Annotated in this window: 19 protein-coding genes; 7 read left to right on the top strand and 12 right to left on the bottom strand. The window is 37.2% G+C overall.

The features are described from left to right. Positions 1-37 precede the first annotated feature (37 nt). Positions 38-865: an ABC transporter permease subunit gene (locus ACI48O_RS20605; protein WP_435563711.1), complete on the bottom strand. Its 828-nt coding sequence runs from the start codon at positions 863-865 to the stop codon at positions 38-40. Then, a complete protein-coding gene (locus tag ACI48O_RS20610; RefSeq protein WP_435563712.1) occupies positions 865-1,767 on the bottom strand; it encodes an ABC transporter ATP-binding protein in 903 nt (300 codons plus the stop codon). Before ACI48O_RS20610 ends, ACI48O_RS20605 begins: the two co-directional genes overlap by 1 nt. 198 nt (positions 1,768-1,965) lie before the next feature. Between ACI48O_RS20610 and ACI48O_RS20615 the strand changes: the two genes are divergently transcribed. Together ACI48O_RS20615 and ACI48O_RS20620 are read left to right on the top strand one after the other, a co-directional pair. Next, a complete protein-coding gene (locus ACI48O_RS20615; protein WP_435563713.1) occupies positions 1,966-2,523 on the top strand; it encodes a GNAT family N-acetyltransferase in 558 nt (185 codons plus the stop codon). 434 nt (positions 2,524-2,957) lie between these two features. Next, on the top strand, positions 2,958-3,227 hold the full coding sequence (locus tag ACI48O_RS20620) for a hypothetical protein (protein WP_435563714.1): 270 nt from the start codon (positions 2,958-2,960) through the stop codon (positions 3,225-3,227). Between the two features lie 186 nt (positions 3,228-3,413). Here the strand turns inward: ACI48O_RS20620 and ACI48O_RS20625 are convergent, their stop codons facing one another. Beyond that, a complete protein-coding gene (locus ACI48O_RS20625) occupies positions 3,414-3,863 on the bottom strand; it encodes a DUF6143 family protein (protein WP_435563715.1) in 450 nt (149 codons plus the stop codon). Positions 3,864-4,280: 417 nt separating this feature from the next. On the opposite strand from ACI48O_RS20625, the gene ACI48O_RS20630 reads away from it, so the two are divergent. Then, positions 4,281-4,490, top strand: a complete 210-nt coding sequence (locus ACI48O_RS20630) for a YuzF family protein (protein WP_435563716.1) — start codon at positions 4,281-4,283, stop codon at positions 4,488-4,490. Between the two features lie 24 nt (positions 4,491-4,514). Next, positions 4,515-5,405: a manganese catalase family protein gene (locus tag ACI48O_RS20635; protein WP_133371856.1), complete on the top strand. Its 891-nt coding sequence runs from the start codon at positions 4,515-4,517 to the stop codon at positions 5,403-5,405. A 330-nt stretch (positions 5,406-5,735) separates the two neighbouring features. Here ACI48O_RS20635 and ACI48O_RS20640 read toward each other — a convergent pair whose 3' ends face one another. Together ACI48O_RS20640 and ACI48O_RS20645 are read right to left on the bottom strand one after the other, a co-directional pair. Then, positions 5,736-6,311: a Uma2 family endonuclease gene (locus tag ACI48O_RS20640; protein WP_435563717.1), complete on the bottom strand. Its 576-nt coding sequence runs from the start codon at positions 6,309-6,311 to the stop codon at positions 5,736-5,738. A 282-nt stretch (positions 6,312-6,593) separates the two neighbouring features. Continuing rightward, positions 6,594-6,779 (bottom strand): hypothetical protein, encoded by a 186-nt coding sequence (locus ACI48O_RS20645; protein WP_435563718.1) that lies wholly within the window; start codon positions 6,777-6,779, stop codon positions 6,594-6,596. 80 nt (positions 6,780-6,859) lie between these two features. On the opposite strand from ACI48O_RS20645, the gene ACI48O_RS20650 reads away from it, so the two are divergent. Beyond that, the gene (locus ACI48O_RS20650; RefSeq protein WP_435563729.1) at positions 6,860-7,477 is read left to right on the top strand and encodes an SIR2 family NAD-dependent protein deacylase; all 618 of its coding nucleotides are present in this window, start codon (positions 6,860-6,862) and stop codon (positions 7,475-7,477) included. Positions 7,478-7,908: 431 nt separating this feature from the next. Here the strand turns inward: ACI48O_RS20650 and ACI48O_RS20655 are convergent, their stop codons facing one another. From ACI48O_RS20655 to ACI48O_RS20670, 4 genes are all read right to left on the bottom strand, one after another. Then, positions 7,909-8,568, bottom strand: a complete 660-nt coding sequence (locus tag ACI48O_RS20655; protein ID WP_435563719.1) for a bifunctional 2-keto-4-hydroxyglutarate aldolase/2-keto-3-deoxy-6-phosphogluconate aldolase — start codon at positions 8,566-8,568, stop codon at positions 7,909-7,911. 263 nt (positions 8,569-8,831) lie between these two features. Continuing rightward, on the bottom strand, positions 8,832-9,749 hold the full coding sequence (locus tag ACI48O_RS20660; RefSeq protein ID WP_435563720.1) for an Rpn family recombination-promoting nuclease/putative transposase: 918 nt from the start codon (positions 9,747-9,749) through the stop codon (positions 8,832-8,834). A 236-nt stretch (positions 9,750-9,985) separates the two neighbouring features. After that, complete coding sequence (locus ACI48O_RS20665; RefSeq protein WP_435563721.1) at positions 9,986-10,315, bottom strand: hypothetical protein; 330 nt, start codon at positions 10,313-10,315, stop codon at positions 9,986-9,988. Between the two features lie 344 nt (positions 10,316-10,659). Beyond that, complete coding sequence (locus ACI48O_RS20670) at positions 10,660-10,824, bottom strand: hypothetical protein (protein ID WP_435563722.1); 165 nt, start codon at positions 10,822-10,824, stop codon at positions 10,660-10,662. A gap of 390 nt (positions 10,825-11,214) precedes the next feature. Between ACI48O_RS20670 and ACI48O_RS20675 the strand changes: the two genes are divergently transcribed. Next, a complete protein-coding gene (locus ACI48O_RS20675) occupies positions 11,215-11,871 on the top strand; it encodes a hypothetical protein (protein WP_435563723.1) in 657 nt (218 codons plus the stop codon). A gap of 704 nt (positions 11,872-12,575) precedes the next feature. Here the strand turns inward: ACI48O_RS20675 and ACI48O_RS20680 are convergent. The 3 genes from ACI48O_RS20680 to ACI48O_RS20690 all read right to left on the bottom strand — a co-directional run bounded on the left by ACI48O_RS20680 (position 12,576) and on the right by ACI48O_RS20690 (position 16,963). After that, a complete protein-coding gene (locus tag ACI48O_RS20680) occupies positions 12,576-14,864 on the bottom strand; it encodes a nitric-oxide reductase large subunit (protein WP_435563724.1) in 2,289 nt (762 codons plus the stop codon). Positions 14,865-15,050: 186 nt separating this feature from the next. After that, a complete protein-coding gene (locus ACI48O_RS20685) occupies positions 15,051-15,875 on the bottom strand; it encodes a DUF1835 domain-containing protein (RefSeq protein ID WP_435563725.1) in 825 nt (274 codons plus the stop codon). A gap of 440 nt (positions 15,876-16,315) precedes the next feature. Next, on the bottom strand, positions 16,316-16,963 hold the full coding sequence (locus ACI48O_RS20690; RefSeq protein ID WP_435563726.1) for a cyclase family protein: 648 nt from the start codon (positions 16,961-16,963) through the stop codon (positions 16,316-16,318). 190 nt (positions 16,964-17,153) lie between these two features. On the opposite strand from ACI48O_RS20690, the gene ACI48O_RS20695 reads away from it, so the two are divergent. Then, complete coding sequence (locus ACI48O_RS20695; RefSeq protein WP_435563727.1) at positions 17,154-18,497, top strand: NAD(P)/FAD-dependent oxidoreductase; 1,344 nt, start codon at positions 17,154-17,156, stop codon at positions 18,495-18,497. Positions 18,498-18,588: the final 91 nt, after the last annotated feature.

Genomic DNA, 18,588 nt, shown 5'->3' on the forward strand with positions numbered 1-18,588 from the left:
CAAAGATGAATAGTTAAACCCTCAGATTTATTCTAGTCTAGTGAATCTGCTTTTCAAACAATAAGTATCGGTCATTATTTTTTGAAATGACGCTCCATAATACCAGATTCACCATTAATAATCCTACTGATATTAGGATGATTAACTGAACTCCCAGTAAAAATAGTCCACTAACCTGTCCAATCAACAGTGCAATTACAGGTAAAAGGATAATGCCTCCAAAGTTCTGGGCTTCCTGGTACGTCTTCACCCTTGAAGATATGAGGATATTCAGCAACACCGTAAGCAAGATCACCATTGGGGAAAGACAAGTGATTAACGCCACCCAGTTAACCGATGGGAAGATTAGCTCGCCAAACAATTGATACCCCAAAGAATTAATAATGACTCCACACAGTACAAAACTGATGACAGATACACAAAATGGCGGTAAGAATGATGCGATTGTCTTGCTTAAAAATAGCTTTTTAATAGAAATGGGTGAAAACAATAAGCTTTCAAGTGTCCGGTTTTCCTTTTCTCCAACAAAGCTGTTTGCTGCCACTGACATGGCTGTAATGATCGGAACCAGTAAAAATAAGTTTGGTAGCATATAATTTATGAACATATAGATAATTTGCTGCTCCATTGTATAAGAAGAAAACTTATCACCCGTAGTACTCTTAAGAAAAGAATCTATTAGTTTCTGTACATCATTTCCGGCAATTTTTTCGGCATCAAAAAAAAGAGCACCTCCCACCAAAATTGAAGGGAAAATAACGGAAAACAGAATCGGGATGATAATCATGGTTACCAGTAATGTTTTACTTCTAAAAATATCCTTTAGATCTTTTTTAATCAGAGCTTTGCTAATATAGGTATCCATTATTTATACCCCCTTACCTTGAAATAAATCGATTGTAAATCATTGTTCATGATCGTAACCGAATAAACAGGATCCGTCTTTAGCAAGCTATTTAGCAAATTGGGGATATCATTTTTTGAAGGCAGATCGAAAACCACCATGGATTCTTCTATTACTCTGCAAGGAAACCCAGAGAAATGGTTATCTTGTGGCTTAAATGTCGTATTCACTTTCACGGTGACATTTTGAACATATTTTTCCTCTAACTCCGTTAAAGTTCCTTGTTCCGCTATCGTTCCATTGTCGATAAAAGCAAAAGAATCACAGATTGTCTCCAATTGATGGAGGACATGTGAACAAATAATCATCGTGGTCCCTGTTTCCTGATTATATTTTTTCAAATAGGATAAGACCATCTGAATTCCATCAGGATCCAATCCATTTGTCGGTTCATCCAAAAACAGAATGTCGGGTTTATGTAACAGCGCTTTAGCCAATGCCAACCGTTTTTTCATTCCGGTACTATACTTTCCCACTGGTTTATCGCGATGTTCTGTCAAATCAAAAAGGTCAAATAGCTCTGTCACTCTCTTCCTATCTGGTACCCCATATAATTCAGAGAATAATTCCAAGTTCTCTATTCCACTCATCTGGTGATACAGTCCCGCACTTTCCGTCACGATTCCAGATATTTTTCTAATTGCATCTCCCTCTGTGGCTGGGTCCATTCCGTTTAATGAAATCGACCCATTTTCCGGTTTAATCACTCCGTTCAAAATACGTATAAAGGTCGTTTTCCCTGACCCATTTGGGCCCAATAACCCTACTATTTCCCCTTTTTCCACCTTAAAGTTAACATTTTCTAATACTTTTTGTTGACCAAACGATTTATACAAACCAGATACGGTTATGAAACTAGTCATTTATTTCACGGTCCCTCCAGGTCTCTTGGGTAAATTTTTCCATAATATATATTCAATACAAAAATCTTAAATACCTTTATTGGTATTTCATTTCTTTAAAGCAAGGCTCTAACTTAAAAACCACTATTTTTATTTTTTTAAAAAAACATCAGACATTTATAGTAAAATTAAACCAATTAAATTTTTGGGGGAAGGATTATGTTCATACATAAGATTGATGAAAAAGTTTCCTTAAAATTAATTGAGTTAAATGATGCTGAAAGAGTTTTTGAACTTACAGACAAATCGAGAATTTATTTAAGAGAATGGCTGCCATGGCTTGACATCACCAATAATGTCGAGGATACAAAAGATTTTATCCGAGGATGTTTAAAGGGATATGCTGAAAATAAAAGTTTAAATACTGTTATTTTATTCAATGAAGAAATTGTTGGAGTCGCAGGCTTCAATAGTATAAATTGGTCCAACAAGACGGCCTATATTGGGTATTGGCTTGGAGAAGAATATCAAGGAAACGGGATTATGACCAAAGTTGCTAAAGCGTTGACCAACTATGCTTTTCATCATCTCAACTTAAATAAAGTAGAAATTCGCGCTGCCGTCGAGAATAAAAGCAGCAGGAATGTCCCAGAAAGACTAGGCTTTGTAAATGAAGGAACGATCAGGCAGGCTGAATGGCTTTATGACCAATATTTTGAACATACCGTTTATGGAGTATTAGCAAGTGAATGGAGAGACATTCATTCAAAACAATGAGCCCTAAAAATTATATCTCTTTTAATATTATCAATACAGATAAACTAGGGACAATCTCCTAGTTTTTTGTTTGTTAACATAATCATACTATCGTTAATAGTTTTTGTCGAAGTCCCTTGTTGGACAAAAATTCTCAAATTCCCTTTCTAAAAACTCCAAAAAATCATTTATCTTGCACTAACTCTAACACCCACTAACTGCCTCCTTGATCGCCACAGCTTTTAGCGGAGAACACTTACCTGATGGAAACTTACTAGCTAGAAATCCCCCCTTCAAAATGGATCGTATTTGTGGTGGACAGTTTATACCAGAGGCAATGTAGATACGTGAAATATAATTTCTGTATGATGCCTGTCACTCGTTCCGGTGTTTCCATAAAAAATGGTAATCAGGTTAATTGAACAGTGTAATAAGTAGAGAAAGGAGGGGAAAACATGGACCGCGTTATAAAGGCTATTCAACAAATGGAAGAAAGGATGAACGGGAAATTTAAAAACCTAGAAGGAAAAATCAAATTGGTAACAAACCAACTTAATCGAATGGAAGATTCATTAAATATTGTTGCTCAGACTGCAAGCGATAATACGATGAGCATTCTTAAGCGTATTGATGTGAATACTAGTAGCTCTAAGCAAGACGTTGACTATCTAGCCAAACAAGTTGGAAAACATGAGATGTATTTTAATCGCTTAAATAAAAGCTGATCCCCCTAACACTGTATTCGTACACCAATTAAGTATGAGAATCAAGTTTAACCTTCAATATAAATCTTCAAACCCCTCCTACTCGTTTTCCCTATCACAATTGTCCCATAACATCCATTTTCAACACGCTTTATACCTGAATCGCGTGAAATTTGTTATCGGCTGAATTTCTCGTTTCACAGACCATTAATATTGAAATACCCCTAATTTCCCATCTTCATCACTGGCTAAAGTACTTTGCGGGGGGACAATCCTCCTAAATGCCATTACCCCTTTTCTTGGAAATCCTTCAACAAATTCAGCATATGCGATTTTAACATCGGGCTTTGGAAGCGGCGAAAATGCTGTGTTTGCGGGCGTCACATTTTTCGAAATCATTGGCTTTCCAGGTGGAATGGGATTAAACCAAATTTCAGCTTCAAAAAGTTGATTGGAATGATTGGTGATGGTAAACGCATTAACAAATAAATTGACATCGGATTTAAACGGGTTAACTAAGCCTCCCCACGCATTTTTCCCTTTGCCGAAACGAATGTGTTCCGTTTGTCCAACAAAATATCTTCCCTGTAAGGATTGATACAAGGGGTTAGGTATATTAACGGCTTTACTAAATCGGTCATTATTAAACAATGGCATAAGAAAACTTCACTCCTTCATAACAAGATATTCATGAAGGGAGACAGGGGCATGGTTGTTAATCAAGGAAATAAAGAAATTGGGATACTAAATAGTTATCAAATTACTTTGTATGGAGGATTAGTTTCTACAAGCCCTTGCTGTATCTTTTCAATTTTATTGTCAATTACTTCGGTGTATGCGAGCAATAGCGTAAATTCGTACATAAAAGTATTAGATTAGTCATGCCTAGGTCCATTTTAAAAAATTGGGTATTGCTAGGTCTAGTTTCGTTTTGCCAAAAATGTGAAATTGCCGTTTATTATTTTCAGGATAGTATTTAACAAAAAGAGTCAAATTGAACAGTTGTTTTTCAGTCTTTTTTCAAATCGAGAAACATATACTCAATAAGAATGACTTTAGAATAGGAGGATCTAAATGACAAACAACAACCTGTTAAGCTTTTATGATCCCTTTGTTTATCAGACATTAACAACCATTGTTGGTAAAATAGTTACTGTTCAAACCATAAGAGGTAGCGTTCGTGGCTCCTTGAAAAATGTATTGCCAGACCACATTGTTGTCGAATCTAACGGAACTCCCTTTTTTATTCGTACCCAGCAAATTATTTGGGTTTTTCCTGGTTAACAAAAAGGAAGTGGAGGGGAAATAATGTTTAAAAGAATAAATAAATTGGCAATTGAACTTCCTATACCCGCACACGGCGATATGAATGCCGCAGCAGCAGTACAAGAGCTCTTGGGTGGCAAGTTTGGGGAGATGTCTACCTTAAATAACTATATGTTTCAGTCTTTTAACTTCAGAAATAAAAAAAAGCTTAAACCATTCTATGAGTTAGTGGCAAGCATTACAGCAGAAGAATTTGGTCATGTAGAACTTGTTTCTAATACGATTAATTTGTTATCGGTAGGTAATACTTTTCCAGGGAATCCGGATATCACTCCACTTCAAAATGGGAAGGATGCGAGAAACACCCACCATTTTATTTCTACAGCTCAAACGGCTATACCAGGTGATTCAATGGGAAGACCTTGGACTGGTGATAATGTTTTTAATAGCGGAAATCTGGTTTTAGATTTAACACATAACTTTTTTCTAGAGATTGGTGCACGTACACATAAAATGAGAGTTTATGAGATGACTGATAACCCAGTCGCTAGAACCATGATTGGGTATTTACTTGTTCGTGGAGGAACACATATCCTCGCCTATGCGAAAGCAATCGAAATTGCTACAGGGGTAGACTTGACGAAAATGCTTCCAGTTCCAAATCTTGATAACTCAAAATTTGATTATGCCAGACCGTTCATAGAAAAAGGCTTAAGCAATGTGCTATTCACATGGAGCGAAACAGAATACAGGGATATCGGAATGATTTGGAAAGGAACAAATCCGGAAAATGGGCAACCGCTTGAAGTGAAAATTGGTACTCCTGAAGGCGGACCAATTCCAGACTTAGAGGAATTACCTGAAGAATTTGCCCCTGGAATTACTAGGGACGATTATGAATTAATCAAAAAACGTCTAATGGAAAATTTATAATGGATTTTTTGTTCCCCTTAAAACCTAGATATAAAGCCATTTTAGGACACACTAGAAAACTATAGAAAATTTTACTTTCCACGCTGGCAACGAAGATGTCAGTTTTATTAGTCTCCATAGTTCATGACAATATATAAGAGCCTCCCCACTCCGGAAAGGCCCCCTACTCACTGTTACATCTTTATTTATCTTTACTTACAAGTAGTGAACAGCACTCCACATGTGCGGAATGTATATGGCAACACATGGGGTGCTGTTGAGCTTACACAAGACCGAACCATCTTTTTGTATGGTAAATGAAATTTTCTGAGCAAAGAACCTTCTGTCCTTCTATTCTTTAAAAATGTTTTTCAAATTAATTTGCATATCGTTAAAAATACCTACAGATAGTAAATCATCTTTCCCAAAGACCGCAGCTTGAGTATAAGAATTCCCCACGAGGCTATAGATTTCAACAGACATATTATATGGGTCAACAATCCAATATTCCTTTACTCCGGCTCTTTCATAGCTATTAAATTTAATCAATCGGTCATTTCTTGCTGTTGACGGCGACAGTACTTCTATCACCAAGTCCGGAGCTCCCGTAATATTTTTATCCCCGATTTTATTTTTATCACAAACCACCACCAAATCAGGCTGTACCCAATCCTTTATTTCTTCTAGATTCGTTTCTTTATTGGCAAATAAACAGACGTCAATAGGCGATGAAAATGCCATACATTCTTTTCCCCGAAGATACATCTTAAATTCTGCTGTCAGTTCATCTACAACATCCTGATGTTTCGGTGTTGGAGATGGTGACATGCTAATAACGTTTCCATCAATCATCTCAAAAAAAATATCCTGTCCCAATGCAACGTAATCAGCGTAAGTGTATTTCGTTCTTCCTTCAGGTATACTCATTGAGAATCACTCCTTACCAATGAAGGTATATTTACCAATAATTATATAATACAGATTAGCAATTTTAAGAATAATTGCGTTTTCCAATCATGTAAAAAGGGAACTAGCCCTCTTGTTGTCATAAATACGTCCCAGCTTTAAAAGTTTAGAAGCAATTACCTTCCTCAACGTTTTACCATTTTGTTAATTTTATCATGTTTGCTTGAACGTTGCATTGAATCCTTTTATAAGTGCCTAACATCCACGAATTTAGTGAAGGATGACTTCAGTTTCCCACATAAATCAACCACTTTTATCTATGTATTTAATCAATTCTTCTATTTCCTCATCCGATAATTCATAGCTCTCTTCAACATGATCCATCCCATCGGCAACTATCCATTCGTCCTCACATTCCATTTCTTCAATTTCCCACCTATCAAGATTACCCATCAAATGAGGATTATTCTGGATCCCCTCTTCCTCCATCTCAATCCAATCATCATATGTGACTCCATATGGAACACCACCTGAGGTATATCCAGCAATGAAGGCAAACGATTCTGTCTATTGATTATTTTTATCAGCATCCGGACCAATTTTTTCAATTTGCTTTTGAGCATCTTTATCACCCTGATGCTGAGCCAAATGATGGACATAGGATTTTAGCAAAATGGGAAAAAGAAGGCCGCGTAACATCGATCATTACCCAAAACATTGATGGGCTTCATCAAAAAGCAGGAAGCGAACATGTGATTGAATTTCACGGAACGATGAAAACGGCCACCTGTCAAAACTGTGAAACCAAAAATAGCGCAGACGAAATGGTACTGCGTAAGAGTAAAATGCCCGATTTCTATGTGTGCGACAAGTGTAATACTCGCAATAAACAAGAACGCTATATTAAACCGGATGTTGTTCTTTTCGGTGATACGGGCGAATGGTTTACAGAAGAAGGTTTCCAAACGATTCTCGGGCAAATCGAACAGGCTGATTGTTTGTTGGTACTGGGAAGCAGCTTAAAGGTCACACCGTTCTCTCATTTTCCAGAATATCGAGCGGCTGGTGTCCCTTTGTTAATTATTAATATAGGAGAAACAAGGTATGATTTTCTGGATGATACCTATGTCGTTCAAGAGTCAATTGGAGAGACGTTGGTACAAATAGATAACTATTTGAAAAGATAAAAAAAGGTGACAGGCACCATCCACTTTTCTGGATGGTACCTGTCACTCGTTCCGTGATTAAAAAATGGGGAAATCCGCTTAATTGAACAGTATAATGAGTAAACTCATTGTTCCTGAATAACTAATTTAAAGTGTTTAATGTTACCTAAACTTTAGCATTATTCATTAATTTTTATTAAAATAAGATACCCCATGTCCGCCAAATACACACGAATATCGCAATTTAAAAATCTCAATCGATACACTGCTAATCTTATCGTTTAATGATGATATGGCTATTAGGGTAAAGGATTTGTACGAAAAAAAACTAAACAAGACATCCTCCATTGCTGGTGGATGCCTTAATTTCCTAACCGTATTTAATGAACCCAACTACCTTACTTTTTTGAAACAGTTGGATTATGTTTGACAACGAAGCTTTCAAGAATTTATTAGGATATATTCATCCCTAATCTTACTTCTTTAATCCTCTCAACATACTTCCTTGCTTTTTCAGTAATATTTTCATAGTCTCCGTTTTGAGCAACTGAGGTTAAATTCCCACCAACTCCCACTACCACACAGCCTGCCTTGAACCATAGCTCCAAATTGTCGATAGTTACACCGCCAGTTGGCATAATATTTACCTGTGGAAGAGGTGCTTTAACAGCTTGTACAAACTCAGGTTTATACATATTGCCAGGAAACAGTTTAATGATATCAACGCCATATTGGAGAGCTGTTTGCATTTCTGTAACGGTCATGCAGCCTGGCAAATAAGGAACTTGATATAAATTGCACAGCTTTGCCGTTTGTTTATCGAAGCTTGGGCTGACAATATATTTAGCTCCGTTTAGTATAGATATTCTAGCCGTTTCGGAGTCCAATACAGTTCCAGCGCCGATGACGACATCGGAATTCTTAGCATAACGGTCCGTAAGTTCCTTTATTGCCTCGATGGCATCCGGTGTGGTGAGTGATAATTCAATGGTACCTATTCCCCCATGAATGAGCGCATCAAATACTTTAATTGCTTCTTCTTTCGATTCCGTTCTTACAATTGCGACTACCCCAGATTCGGTTATTTTTCTTAAAATGTTTACTTTTTTCATAATATCCCCCATCATTTGTCCCTTTTTCGTAAACTAATTTGTACTGCCTGTCACTTCTATTGTAACTGTGACTGCTGGAATAATCTTGTATCACATAATTGTATTATAAATATAGCTGTGACAACACGAAAAAGCATGTTTATTGCTTTTTTAATGAATTTTGGTGAGGCATGAGGGATGACATTTTTCAGTATTAGGATAATAGTAAAAAGGCATCACCCCGTTTTCTGGATGATGCCTTTCCTTATTGTCTTTCTTATTTATTAAAGGCTTTTCTTTAATTCTTCAATTACACTAAGATCGAGCTTTGTAATCTTTGCAATCGTGTCTAAACTCATTCCCTCTTTTAGCATTTCGAGGGCTACCTCACTTCTAGCTTGTGTGCTCCCCTCTTTAATACCCTCTTTGATCCCTTCTTTTATACCTTTTTCTCGCCAAGAATTAGGCAACTTAAAAATTTGTTCAGATTCTCGCTTATCCAATTGGTTAATTTCTTCCATCAATTTTGCCTCCTCCTGTTTATTTAAGATTAAATATGTTTCAAAGAAGCCGTTTATGAGTTCTGCTTTTGCTGGATTTAGTTCCATTTTTACTAACATCCGTAAAAATTCCTTTTTTACTTGAACCTTTTCCTTTTCAGTGTACCCCATTTTACTAAGTAGAGCCGCAGCAACAGGATTATTGGTTTGCACATATGCACGCCAATTCAGTTTCTTTAGTTCTAGCATCAGGAACTGAAATGTCAAAACATGAAAAAATGGGAAAGTAACATTGAATTGATTCATTTCATTTCTTTTTTGATCATAGGTAAAGATGGCGATGGGTAAAACTGGTTTCCTATATCTATTATAAAGGAGACTGAAATATTGATACATTCTTTCATGAAAATTAGGCTGTATATAACTTTGGGGCTCTACGTGGATGATAATAATCGTATCCTGATTTTTCAACTTTGTTTCAATGATAAAATCGGCTCTCCTACTCTCTCCCTCCAACAAATCAGTAAACATCTCCTCTGATAACGGCTTTAGTGCTGAAAAATCAATCGATTTGTGGACCTCTGGAAAAAAAGCTTCCAAAAACTCTGCGAAAAACGTCTGGAGAATTTGTTTAAATAATTGATCGTGTGGGATAAACTGATTGGGGTTTTCTCGAACAAACATCTCAAGCGCAATTGCCATGACAACACATCCTTTTCGGGAATGGAGGAAGTTAACTTTAGGTGATAATTATCTTAAGTTTTATTAAGGTTTATCCGTTTGTTTCTTTTCTGTAGATGTTTTTTTGGGGGACAATAATATATAAGATTAGAAGGATATAGAATACAAACGTTACATATGACTGTAATTACAATTATAGTAGTTGGAAGAATAAAATAGTGAAATCTGAAGAATTCAGCAAGCAGTCTTATAAAATATTATCCAAAATACACTCTCACACACCCCTCCTTTTGTGCTGTTGCTAAACAGTTTTGAATAAAATCCATGATTTGTTTTTGATCCCAATTTTCAAATTTATTTTCAGACTGCGAATCTCTATTTTCAAAAAATTGATTAAATCCAATCAAAGCCTTTTCAATTTGTTGGATTGTGAATGTAGAGCTGCCGCCTGATCCACTAACACCTGCATAGTATTTATTTGCATCGAGTAAATTGTACAGTATTGTAGCATTATAATTCCCCATGCTAAAACGTGCATAAGCAATTTCTTCTCCTGCTTTATTGTATCCTGAAATATCGTGACCCATTTAATATCCTCCTTAAATTTAATTATTACCAGATTGCTGTACTAGATTTTTAGTTTATAAATACAAATAATTAGCTCACATGTTTTATCACTCCTTTCAGATTGATTTTTCAAAAAACATTAGTCGGAACAGTATGGCAGAAAAAAGTGTTAAGGTAGGAAAATGGTGAAGATTCAATTTGGAGGTTATTTGAAATAGTAGGATCATTAATTAGCGGGATTTAAATATGTATAAAAGTGGAAAGAAATGTGTGGAAGAACTAGAGGAATTATGAGGTTGTCCATTTAATAGTTTCATAATTTAGGAAAATTTTCAAGATTAAAATTCGAGACTAATTCGAGACTTTATCTACCTATAGTCTCTTTAAAAAACTCTGACAATACACGAGCGGCAAGTTTTCCTGAAACTCCACCGCCTATTATAATTGCTTTTTCATGACGTTCCATATGTACACCTGCCACTTTTTTTAAAATAAATAGCATAATCAGGTATTCTATGGTTCTTCCCATTCTATGCCTACTACTTTTTTGCACAGGGACAGTCCTTTTTGACTTTTTAACTTAAATTTATAAAGCTCTTTTTATAGCTAAAGAGTTAAGACATGCGGTTAAATGTATTAAAAAACCTAAGTAAACTTCAATGTAAAGATTCTTCAATATGAATAATACAAAATATTCAATATTTTATTTACATTATAATTTGAATACGATACTTTTATCTCTAGGGAAAAGTATGCAAAAGAGTTCCATAATAAACCTTTACGGGTGTGGAAGTTTTTTAATATTGTGTTGAAAATTCAAGGTGGACAATACGAAGCCTATGACCGGTTCTTAAGCTATTTGAAACGCATTCTATAATTCTACTATGTAAAGAGAAAGATTACTTGGGAAGTGTAAATTATGAAAGACAAAGATACAACTAAAGCTATAGCATTTTTCTTACTTTGCTTAATTGTACTCCTGTTTGTTGGGTGGTTTTTGATGACTAGCCATGTCGGATCGAGCTCCTATGATTATGTCCTTGAAAGAGCTTTGCCATACCCGTATGTCTCTTGGGTTGGTTGGATAGAGTTTGGATATTGGACTATTGGAGCAATCTCTCTTACCGGCTTTATACTTGCTGTATGGATAAATCCTAAAAAAGAAAAAATCATTATATTTTTGGCTATGGTGCCAGTGTTTTTATTTGCTTTTGGTTTAATAATTAATTACCTTATTGCACTGATTAAACTCGGCAGTGAACATTTCCTACCCATTTTCATAATCGGATTTATAGTATTTATTAGTCTACTATCCTATTTTATTTTAAAATTAGGAAAATCCGGGTATTACCTGGTAACCATTTTGGTATTAACGTTTTCTATATTCTCAGGTATCCTTCTTTGGCTATCCGAACCGACTAATGATTTATACCTTATTGTTAAAAAAGGGCATGTCTTGAGTAGTTTTTCAACAAAGGCATTGCTGACAATTATTATATTTCTTTCTACAGGCATTATTGCCTTTGTATTTGGAGGATTAGTCCAATACAATTTTTCGGAGGAAGAAAAGGTGTAAATTGACTTGTATTTATGTGATTGAAAGAACGGACGGAAAGAGTGCAAATGAAGGGGCTATTTGCCGGTAGACCCATGGAGCAAATGATGATTAAGACGTCACGCTAACAGGATTGATTTTTTTTGCAGATTATTTAGTGGATCAATATCTTAATGGTTTAATTTAAGGAAACGTCAACTTCTTGATCGCTTGTAAATTCCTTAGAAAACTTGCATTTTTTATAACATAATAAATATTATGCGAAATGGTTTTCTTCACTCCGGGTTGGCTGATATCACAAGAAGTTCTGGTGGCCATTTTAATAAAAATACGGACATACGATCCGTTATTATGACAAAAAGTGAGCATTTCATAGGCTAAGCGGACACAGGATTCCTTATTCGTGAATATTGGAGACTTATTCATTCGTTTTTATTAAAATAAGAGATCCTATGTCCGCTAAAAGTAGAAAACAGGGTAAAAACTCAAAAATAGGGTCCCTGATGTCCGCCAAATACAAACGAAGAGTCCCTTTTTAAAAAATTTGATTCCCAAGACGTATCCATTCAAATTGTAAAGTTAGGATATGACTGACTCTCATTCAAAAAGAAACCATAAGAACCGTCCCCTTGGATCAATCTGCTGCAAGTAGTGTGATGCAGCTTAAGTATAAAAGGACGGTTCTTCTGCTTCCAAAAGGAAGCAGGAGAACCGTCCCCATGCACTCATTTTTTCACACTATTGGTTTCCGTAAAGTTATGTGTTTCATCCTCTAATGACCAGCCCAATTTTAAGCCAAGGACAAACCAGCCAAGTGCTAATATTCCTGCCGCAAAGATTAGATCACCTATCATGCGTAGCCATGTTAAGTTCAGGATGATATCCTGATGAAGGAATTCTGCAGAGCGGGCATACCACATACCATGTTCCACACTCGCCCATGTTTGCAATAAGCCGATTGGCAATAGGCTTATAATTACCATCAAGCCAAGTCCGATATTGATGCTCCAAAACGCAAACGACAGCGCTTTTGTTTTCCACTTCCTCATTCCGGTCAAACCTTTTAGACAGAACAGCATAAGCCCAATTCCAAGAATCCCGTAAACTCCAAATAGTGCTGTATGTCCATGAACAGGGGTTGTGTTCAAGCCTTGCATATAATAAAGTGCAATCGGCGGATTAATTAGGAACCCAAAGATTCCTGCTCCTAATAAATTCCAGAAAGCTACAGCCACAAAACAGTAAATTGGCCATTTATAGGCTTTAATCCAAGGTTTTGCTCGACTCAAGCTCAGATTTTCATAGGCCTCAAAGCCAATTAACACGAGAGGCACTACTTCAAGTCCACTAAATACCGCTCCGAAGGCTAACACTCCAATTGGGGTGCCGCTAAAATATAGATGATGGAACGTTCCAATAATGCCGCCGAACAAAAAGATTGTCGTTGAAAAGAGCACTGTTGCGGTCGCCGTTGAAGTTCTAAGCAAGCCCATTCTGGTAAATAAGAAAGCAATAATGACCGTCGCAAATACCTCAAAGAAGCCTTCCACCCAAAGATGAACCACCCACCAACGCCAGTATTCTGCAATCGCGATGTGCGTATGTTGACCGTACAATAACCCTGGGATATAAAATAACGGGATGGCTGTTGAGGCAAGCAAAAACATTGTCAACAAGTGACGGTCCTCTTTGTTCTTCTTTAAGGCCGGAAGAATCGCCCTTCCCATTAAAAATAACCATAAGAATAAACCAATTGTTAAGAAAAATTGCCAGAATCGGCCGATGTCTACATATTCATACCCCTGGTGTCCAAACCAGAAGTTTTGCACATTTGTAAAGCGCTGGTCCACCGCAAGCCATTGACCTGCCATCGCTCCGACCACAATGATTAATAGACAAACAAATAGGAAATTAACTAATGCCCGCTGAAATTTAGGTTCATAGCCAGATACTGCAGGTGCCATAAATAGTCCGGTCGCAAGCCATGCAGTGGCAATCCAAAGGACACCTAGCTGAGTGTGCCAGCTTCTAGCTACCGAGTATGGGAGCCATTTTTGCAAGGCAATCCCAAAGAAACCTGAACCTTCTACTGCATAATGAGCATCAATTGCACCCAGGGCGACCTGGAAAACAATTAATGCAGCTACGACCCAGAAGTATTTTAACGTAGCCTTCATCGATGGAGTTGGATTAATCGCAAGCAAAGGATCCTTTTCCGGAAACTTTTCTTCATCATGTGACTCTTTATGGCGCTGAGCAGCATAATACCAAGCGAGTGCTCCAACCCCTGCTAATAACAGGACAAAGCTGACAACAGACCAAACGACCATTTCACCGGTTGGATGATTATCAATTAAATCTTCGTTCGGCCAATTGTTTGTATAAGTCACATCATCATTTGGACGATTGGTAGCTGTTGCCCACGTACTCCAGAAAAAGAACGCATTCAACTGGTTCATTCGTTCTGCAGTTCTGATCGTGTTCTCAGGAATGGCATAATCGTCCCGTAACTCTTTAAACGCAGGATCATTCGTAAAAAGACTTCCATAATAATTGCTTAAATAGCTAAGGGCATTGACCCGATCATTGGAAATGACCAGTTCTTTCGTTTCCGAATTATAGGTATTTGTTCGAATCTCATCTTTGAGCCTTGCTTTTAACATTGCCTTTTGTTCGTTGTTTAGCTTCTCGTAATCGGTTTTAAATTCATTGTGGGACCAGTTATCCAAAATAAACGTTAACTCCCGATGGAGCCAATCCGCATTCCAGTCCGGAGCAAGGTAGGCACCGTGACCCCAAATGCTTCCCAACTCCTGACCACCCATGGACTGCCAAACATTTTGACCATTTCGAATATCGTCCCCTGTAAAGAGGACCTGTCCATTCTCCGATACGATCTTACTTGGGATCGGAGGCATAGACTGATAAATCCGCCCACCATAATATCCCAGAATGGAGAAAGAAATAATAATAACAAGAGATAAACTAATCCAAAGCCGTCTGTAATTTCCCATAATCCACCTCCAAAACCATTTATAAAAATAGCATTTCCAAACTTATCCTATAAATGCATAAAAAATCATGGGGGAATCATGGGGACGGTTCTTGCGTACCCTTTTTCACACAAAAATCAGCAGCATTTCAGGTATTATTTTTTCCATTGAAAAACATTTAAGGCACAACTAGATAGTAGATGCAAACTAACGCAATTTCACACTATAATACCGCATTGCTTCGAGGCTTCCTTCGGACTCAAAAATTCCTTTTTCTATCAGCTTTTTAAGTCGATATTCGAGGAATGCATCTCCTATATATTGGTTTACATGCCCCAGCATATCCCCAATTAATCTTGCCGATTTCATAAAGGCCTTTGGATTTTGTTTACCATGAAGCTTTTTTGCCCTTTTTATCATCAATTCATCATAGTAATCTTCCGGGACACTATGAATCCTTCCATTTCTCCATATTCTTAACACCCCTTGATTTTCTGAAAGGGATAGCCAGTCTTTCTGTAATTGTTCTTTATCATGGTCTGAAAGGAACTGTCCTTGCCCCTTCTCATATATGATTTGAAGCTTTTCTGGTGAAATTTCTCCTGTATCTAATGGAGTATACTTGACTTTTTTTACTGGAAACAGTTCTTCAAATGCCTTTGTCGTACTCATTACGGTAATATCAATATTTTTTTCCTTCAAAAGAAACATAACATATCGCAAGCCTGACTGTTCATGTGCGTTTTCAGATGTCCAAATCGTGATATGGGTTCCTTCGGGAATGGAATTTATTTTATTAAGTGTCTTTTTATATCTTTGTTGATAATCAAGGAACTCGTATCCATCGCTTATGCAATTCTTCATCCATTCAAACCGTAATTCTACTCCATTCTCTTTATGTAGCTGCCATACGGGGCCAACCGAGAAGATGTCCCAAAACGAGATAACTTGTTCCTTTTTATCGAGACCCCTTTCCATTAAAGCGACTTTAAAACCTTCCGAAGCTGCTGCGCCAAATAAAATATGTATCATTTCATCTATTCCTCACATTCGTTCCTGACCATTTAAGGAGTTAATCGTGGATAAGTAAACGTTTTTTATAATTCGAGCTTTTCATCAAACACAAACCCGTATTCGCCATTTAGTTACTGAAAGCCTACTATATTATCTTATTTACACTTATAAAAGTAGCAGAAGAACCGTCCCTGTGAATCAGAAGAAGCACAAGAACCGTCCCCATGATTCTTTCTATGCGGACATACGTTCCGCTATTTAGTCTAAAAGTGGTGCTTTGATAGGCTAGACGGACATAGAATCCCTTATTTGTGAAAAAACGAGCATTATTCGTGAGTTTTTATAAAAATAAGGGATCTCATGTCCGCTTAAACCAGAAAAACGGAAAAAAATCAAAAATAAGGTCCCTCATGTCCGCCAAATTCACGCGAAGATCCTTTTTTGCCGTATAAAAAAATTTATTTATCTAAAATAGCAATGGCCCGAACTGGCGCACCATCAGAATTCTCATATTTAAGGGGAAAGGCGCAAAAAGTAAATAACTCCGTGCCAATCTCCCCTAATCCAGTCAGATTTTCAATAACCACGATATCGGTTTCAGCAAAAATCTTGCGGTGGATGGTGAGGTTTTCATCAGATAAAGAGTCGATGCCCATAACATCTAATCCCACACCCTTCTTGTTGCTGCGGATTAAATAGCCAGCAACTTCCTCGGTTATGGTTGGATACTCTCCAAAATAGGTGTCTGATCCCCAATACTTGTCCCAACCCGTATAAAATAAAAGGAATTCAGCCTGCTCTGCTTTCTCTTTTACACGTTCAATATATTTCATTGTGATTTTCTGACCCTCAGCTAAATCACTACAATCGATTACCAATCCCTTACCGATGAATTGATCTACTGGAAACGAATCCAGAGAGGTTCTATTTGCATAAATATGTGAAGGGGCGTCCATGTGTGTACCTGTATGGGAAAACATCGTCAACAATGTTCCTTTAAAGCCGTGCTCATCGTATGTACAGACAGCTTCCAATTTTGGCGAGTCGTCGCCCGGAAAAACAGGCATTTTTTCTGAAATGGTATGAGTTAAATCAATGATCCGCATCACAAGCCCTCTCTTTCTAAAAAGTAAATCAATAAGTCGCTTATTATATTTTATTATTTTTAAGGAAAGGAAAACAGCGAATTACTGCTAGACCCCTATCCACCTTCATAAAATTATCGTAACAAGTCAAAAAACATGTCACCCTAATCCAATTATGCTATTGTTTATAAAAAATGTGGCAGGTGAGTAAATGAAGCGTCATGAAAAAGCGATTATTATAGGCGGCGGTATTTCAGGTAAACTGGCCGCACGTGTGTTGTCAGAGTTTTTTAAAGAGGTTGTGATGATAGAACGAGATCAGGAATCTGTTCGACCTGTTCCTCGTAAAGGTGCTCGGCAAGGTGAACATTTGCATGCCCTCCTTCATGCGGGAGCACATGGTCTTGAAGAGTTGTTTCCAGGTATCACGGAAAAGTTTTACGAAAGTGGTGCGTTGAAAATCAATTCAACAAAGGATCTCGCCTGGTTTCATCATGGAGTTTGGAAGCTGCGTTTTGATGGAGGGTATACAACCGCTCTGCAGACACGCCCGCATCTCGAATGGCATATTGAACAATATATTAAGGCTATTCCTAACGTATTGATTTACTATAATCATAATGTCAAAAATTATTTTTATAATATAGAAGAAAATCGGATTACCGGAGTAGAAGTAATCACCGCAAATAATTCCACTAAAACCTTTATTGCAGATGTAGTCGTTGATGCAAGTGGTGCCAGCAGTTTCACCACTAACTGGCTAAAACAAGTTGGAGTCGATATTCCGCAACATAAAGTCGAAATTGGCTTAAGTTACGTTACTCAGCTTTTTCAACTCCCAGAGAATCGTAGCCGGGATTGGATGATTAAATTAATTTATCCTAATCCACCCCATGAAAAAATCGGTGGGTCGCTATCAAAGGTGGAAGGTGACCAATATATTTCCACGATTATGAGCTACGAATATGAAATTAACGAAAAACAAGTTTTGGAGAATGAGCATGGTTTTATAGAACTATCAAAGCGGCTGCCAAAACTAGATATCTATGACGAAATAAAAGACGGGACTCCTATATCCAAAACGTCCGTCTTCCGTGTACCCCATATTATCTGGAAACGATTCGACAAAGTAAGGAATTTGCCCGCCGGGTTATTATTGATTGGGGATACCGTGTGCCGGATTGATCCTGTTTTTGGTCAGGGAATGAGCATTGCTGTGTTAGAAGCTATGGCATTGCAAAAGTTATTCCTTAAAAAAAGTAATAACCTCCAAAAGACGATCACGATTTTTCATAAAAAAATTGCGAAGATTATTTCTGTAATTTGGAATATGGTCGTTACGGAAGATTTTCGATATTCGGGGACTTCGGGGAAAAAGCCGATTGGGCTCAAATTTCAGCAATGGTACGCTAAACAAATCTTTCTTTTATCATCAGAGGATGAAAAGGTTTATAACACTTTTATAAAGGTGATGAATCTTGTTAAACCGATGACAATATTGATGAAGCCGGGCATCCTCATTAAAGTGTTGGCAATGTCTTTTAGAATCGAGTAGGAGGGAAATTTAATTCCCGTCCTCTCACACCACCGTACGTACGGTTCTCGTATACGGCGGTTCAATAACTTAAGTATCTACGCTCATATAA

Source organism: Neobacillus terrisolis (genome assembly GCF_051233475.1).
Classification (GTDB): Bacteria; Bacillota; Bacilli; order Bacillales; family Cytobacillaceae; genus Bacillus_BU.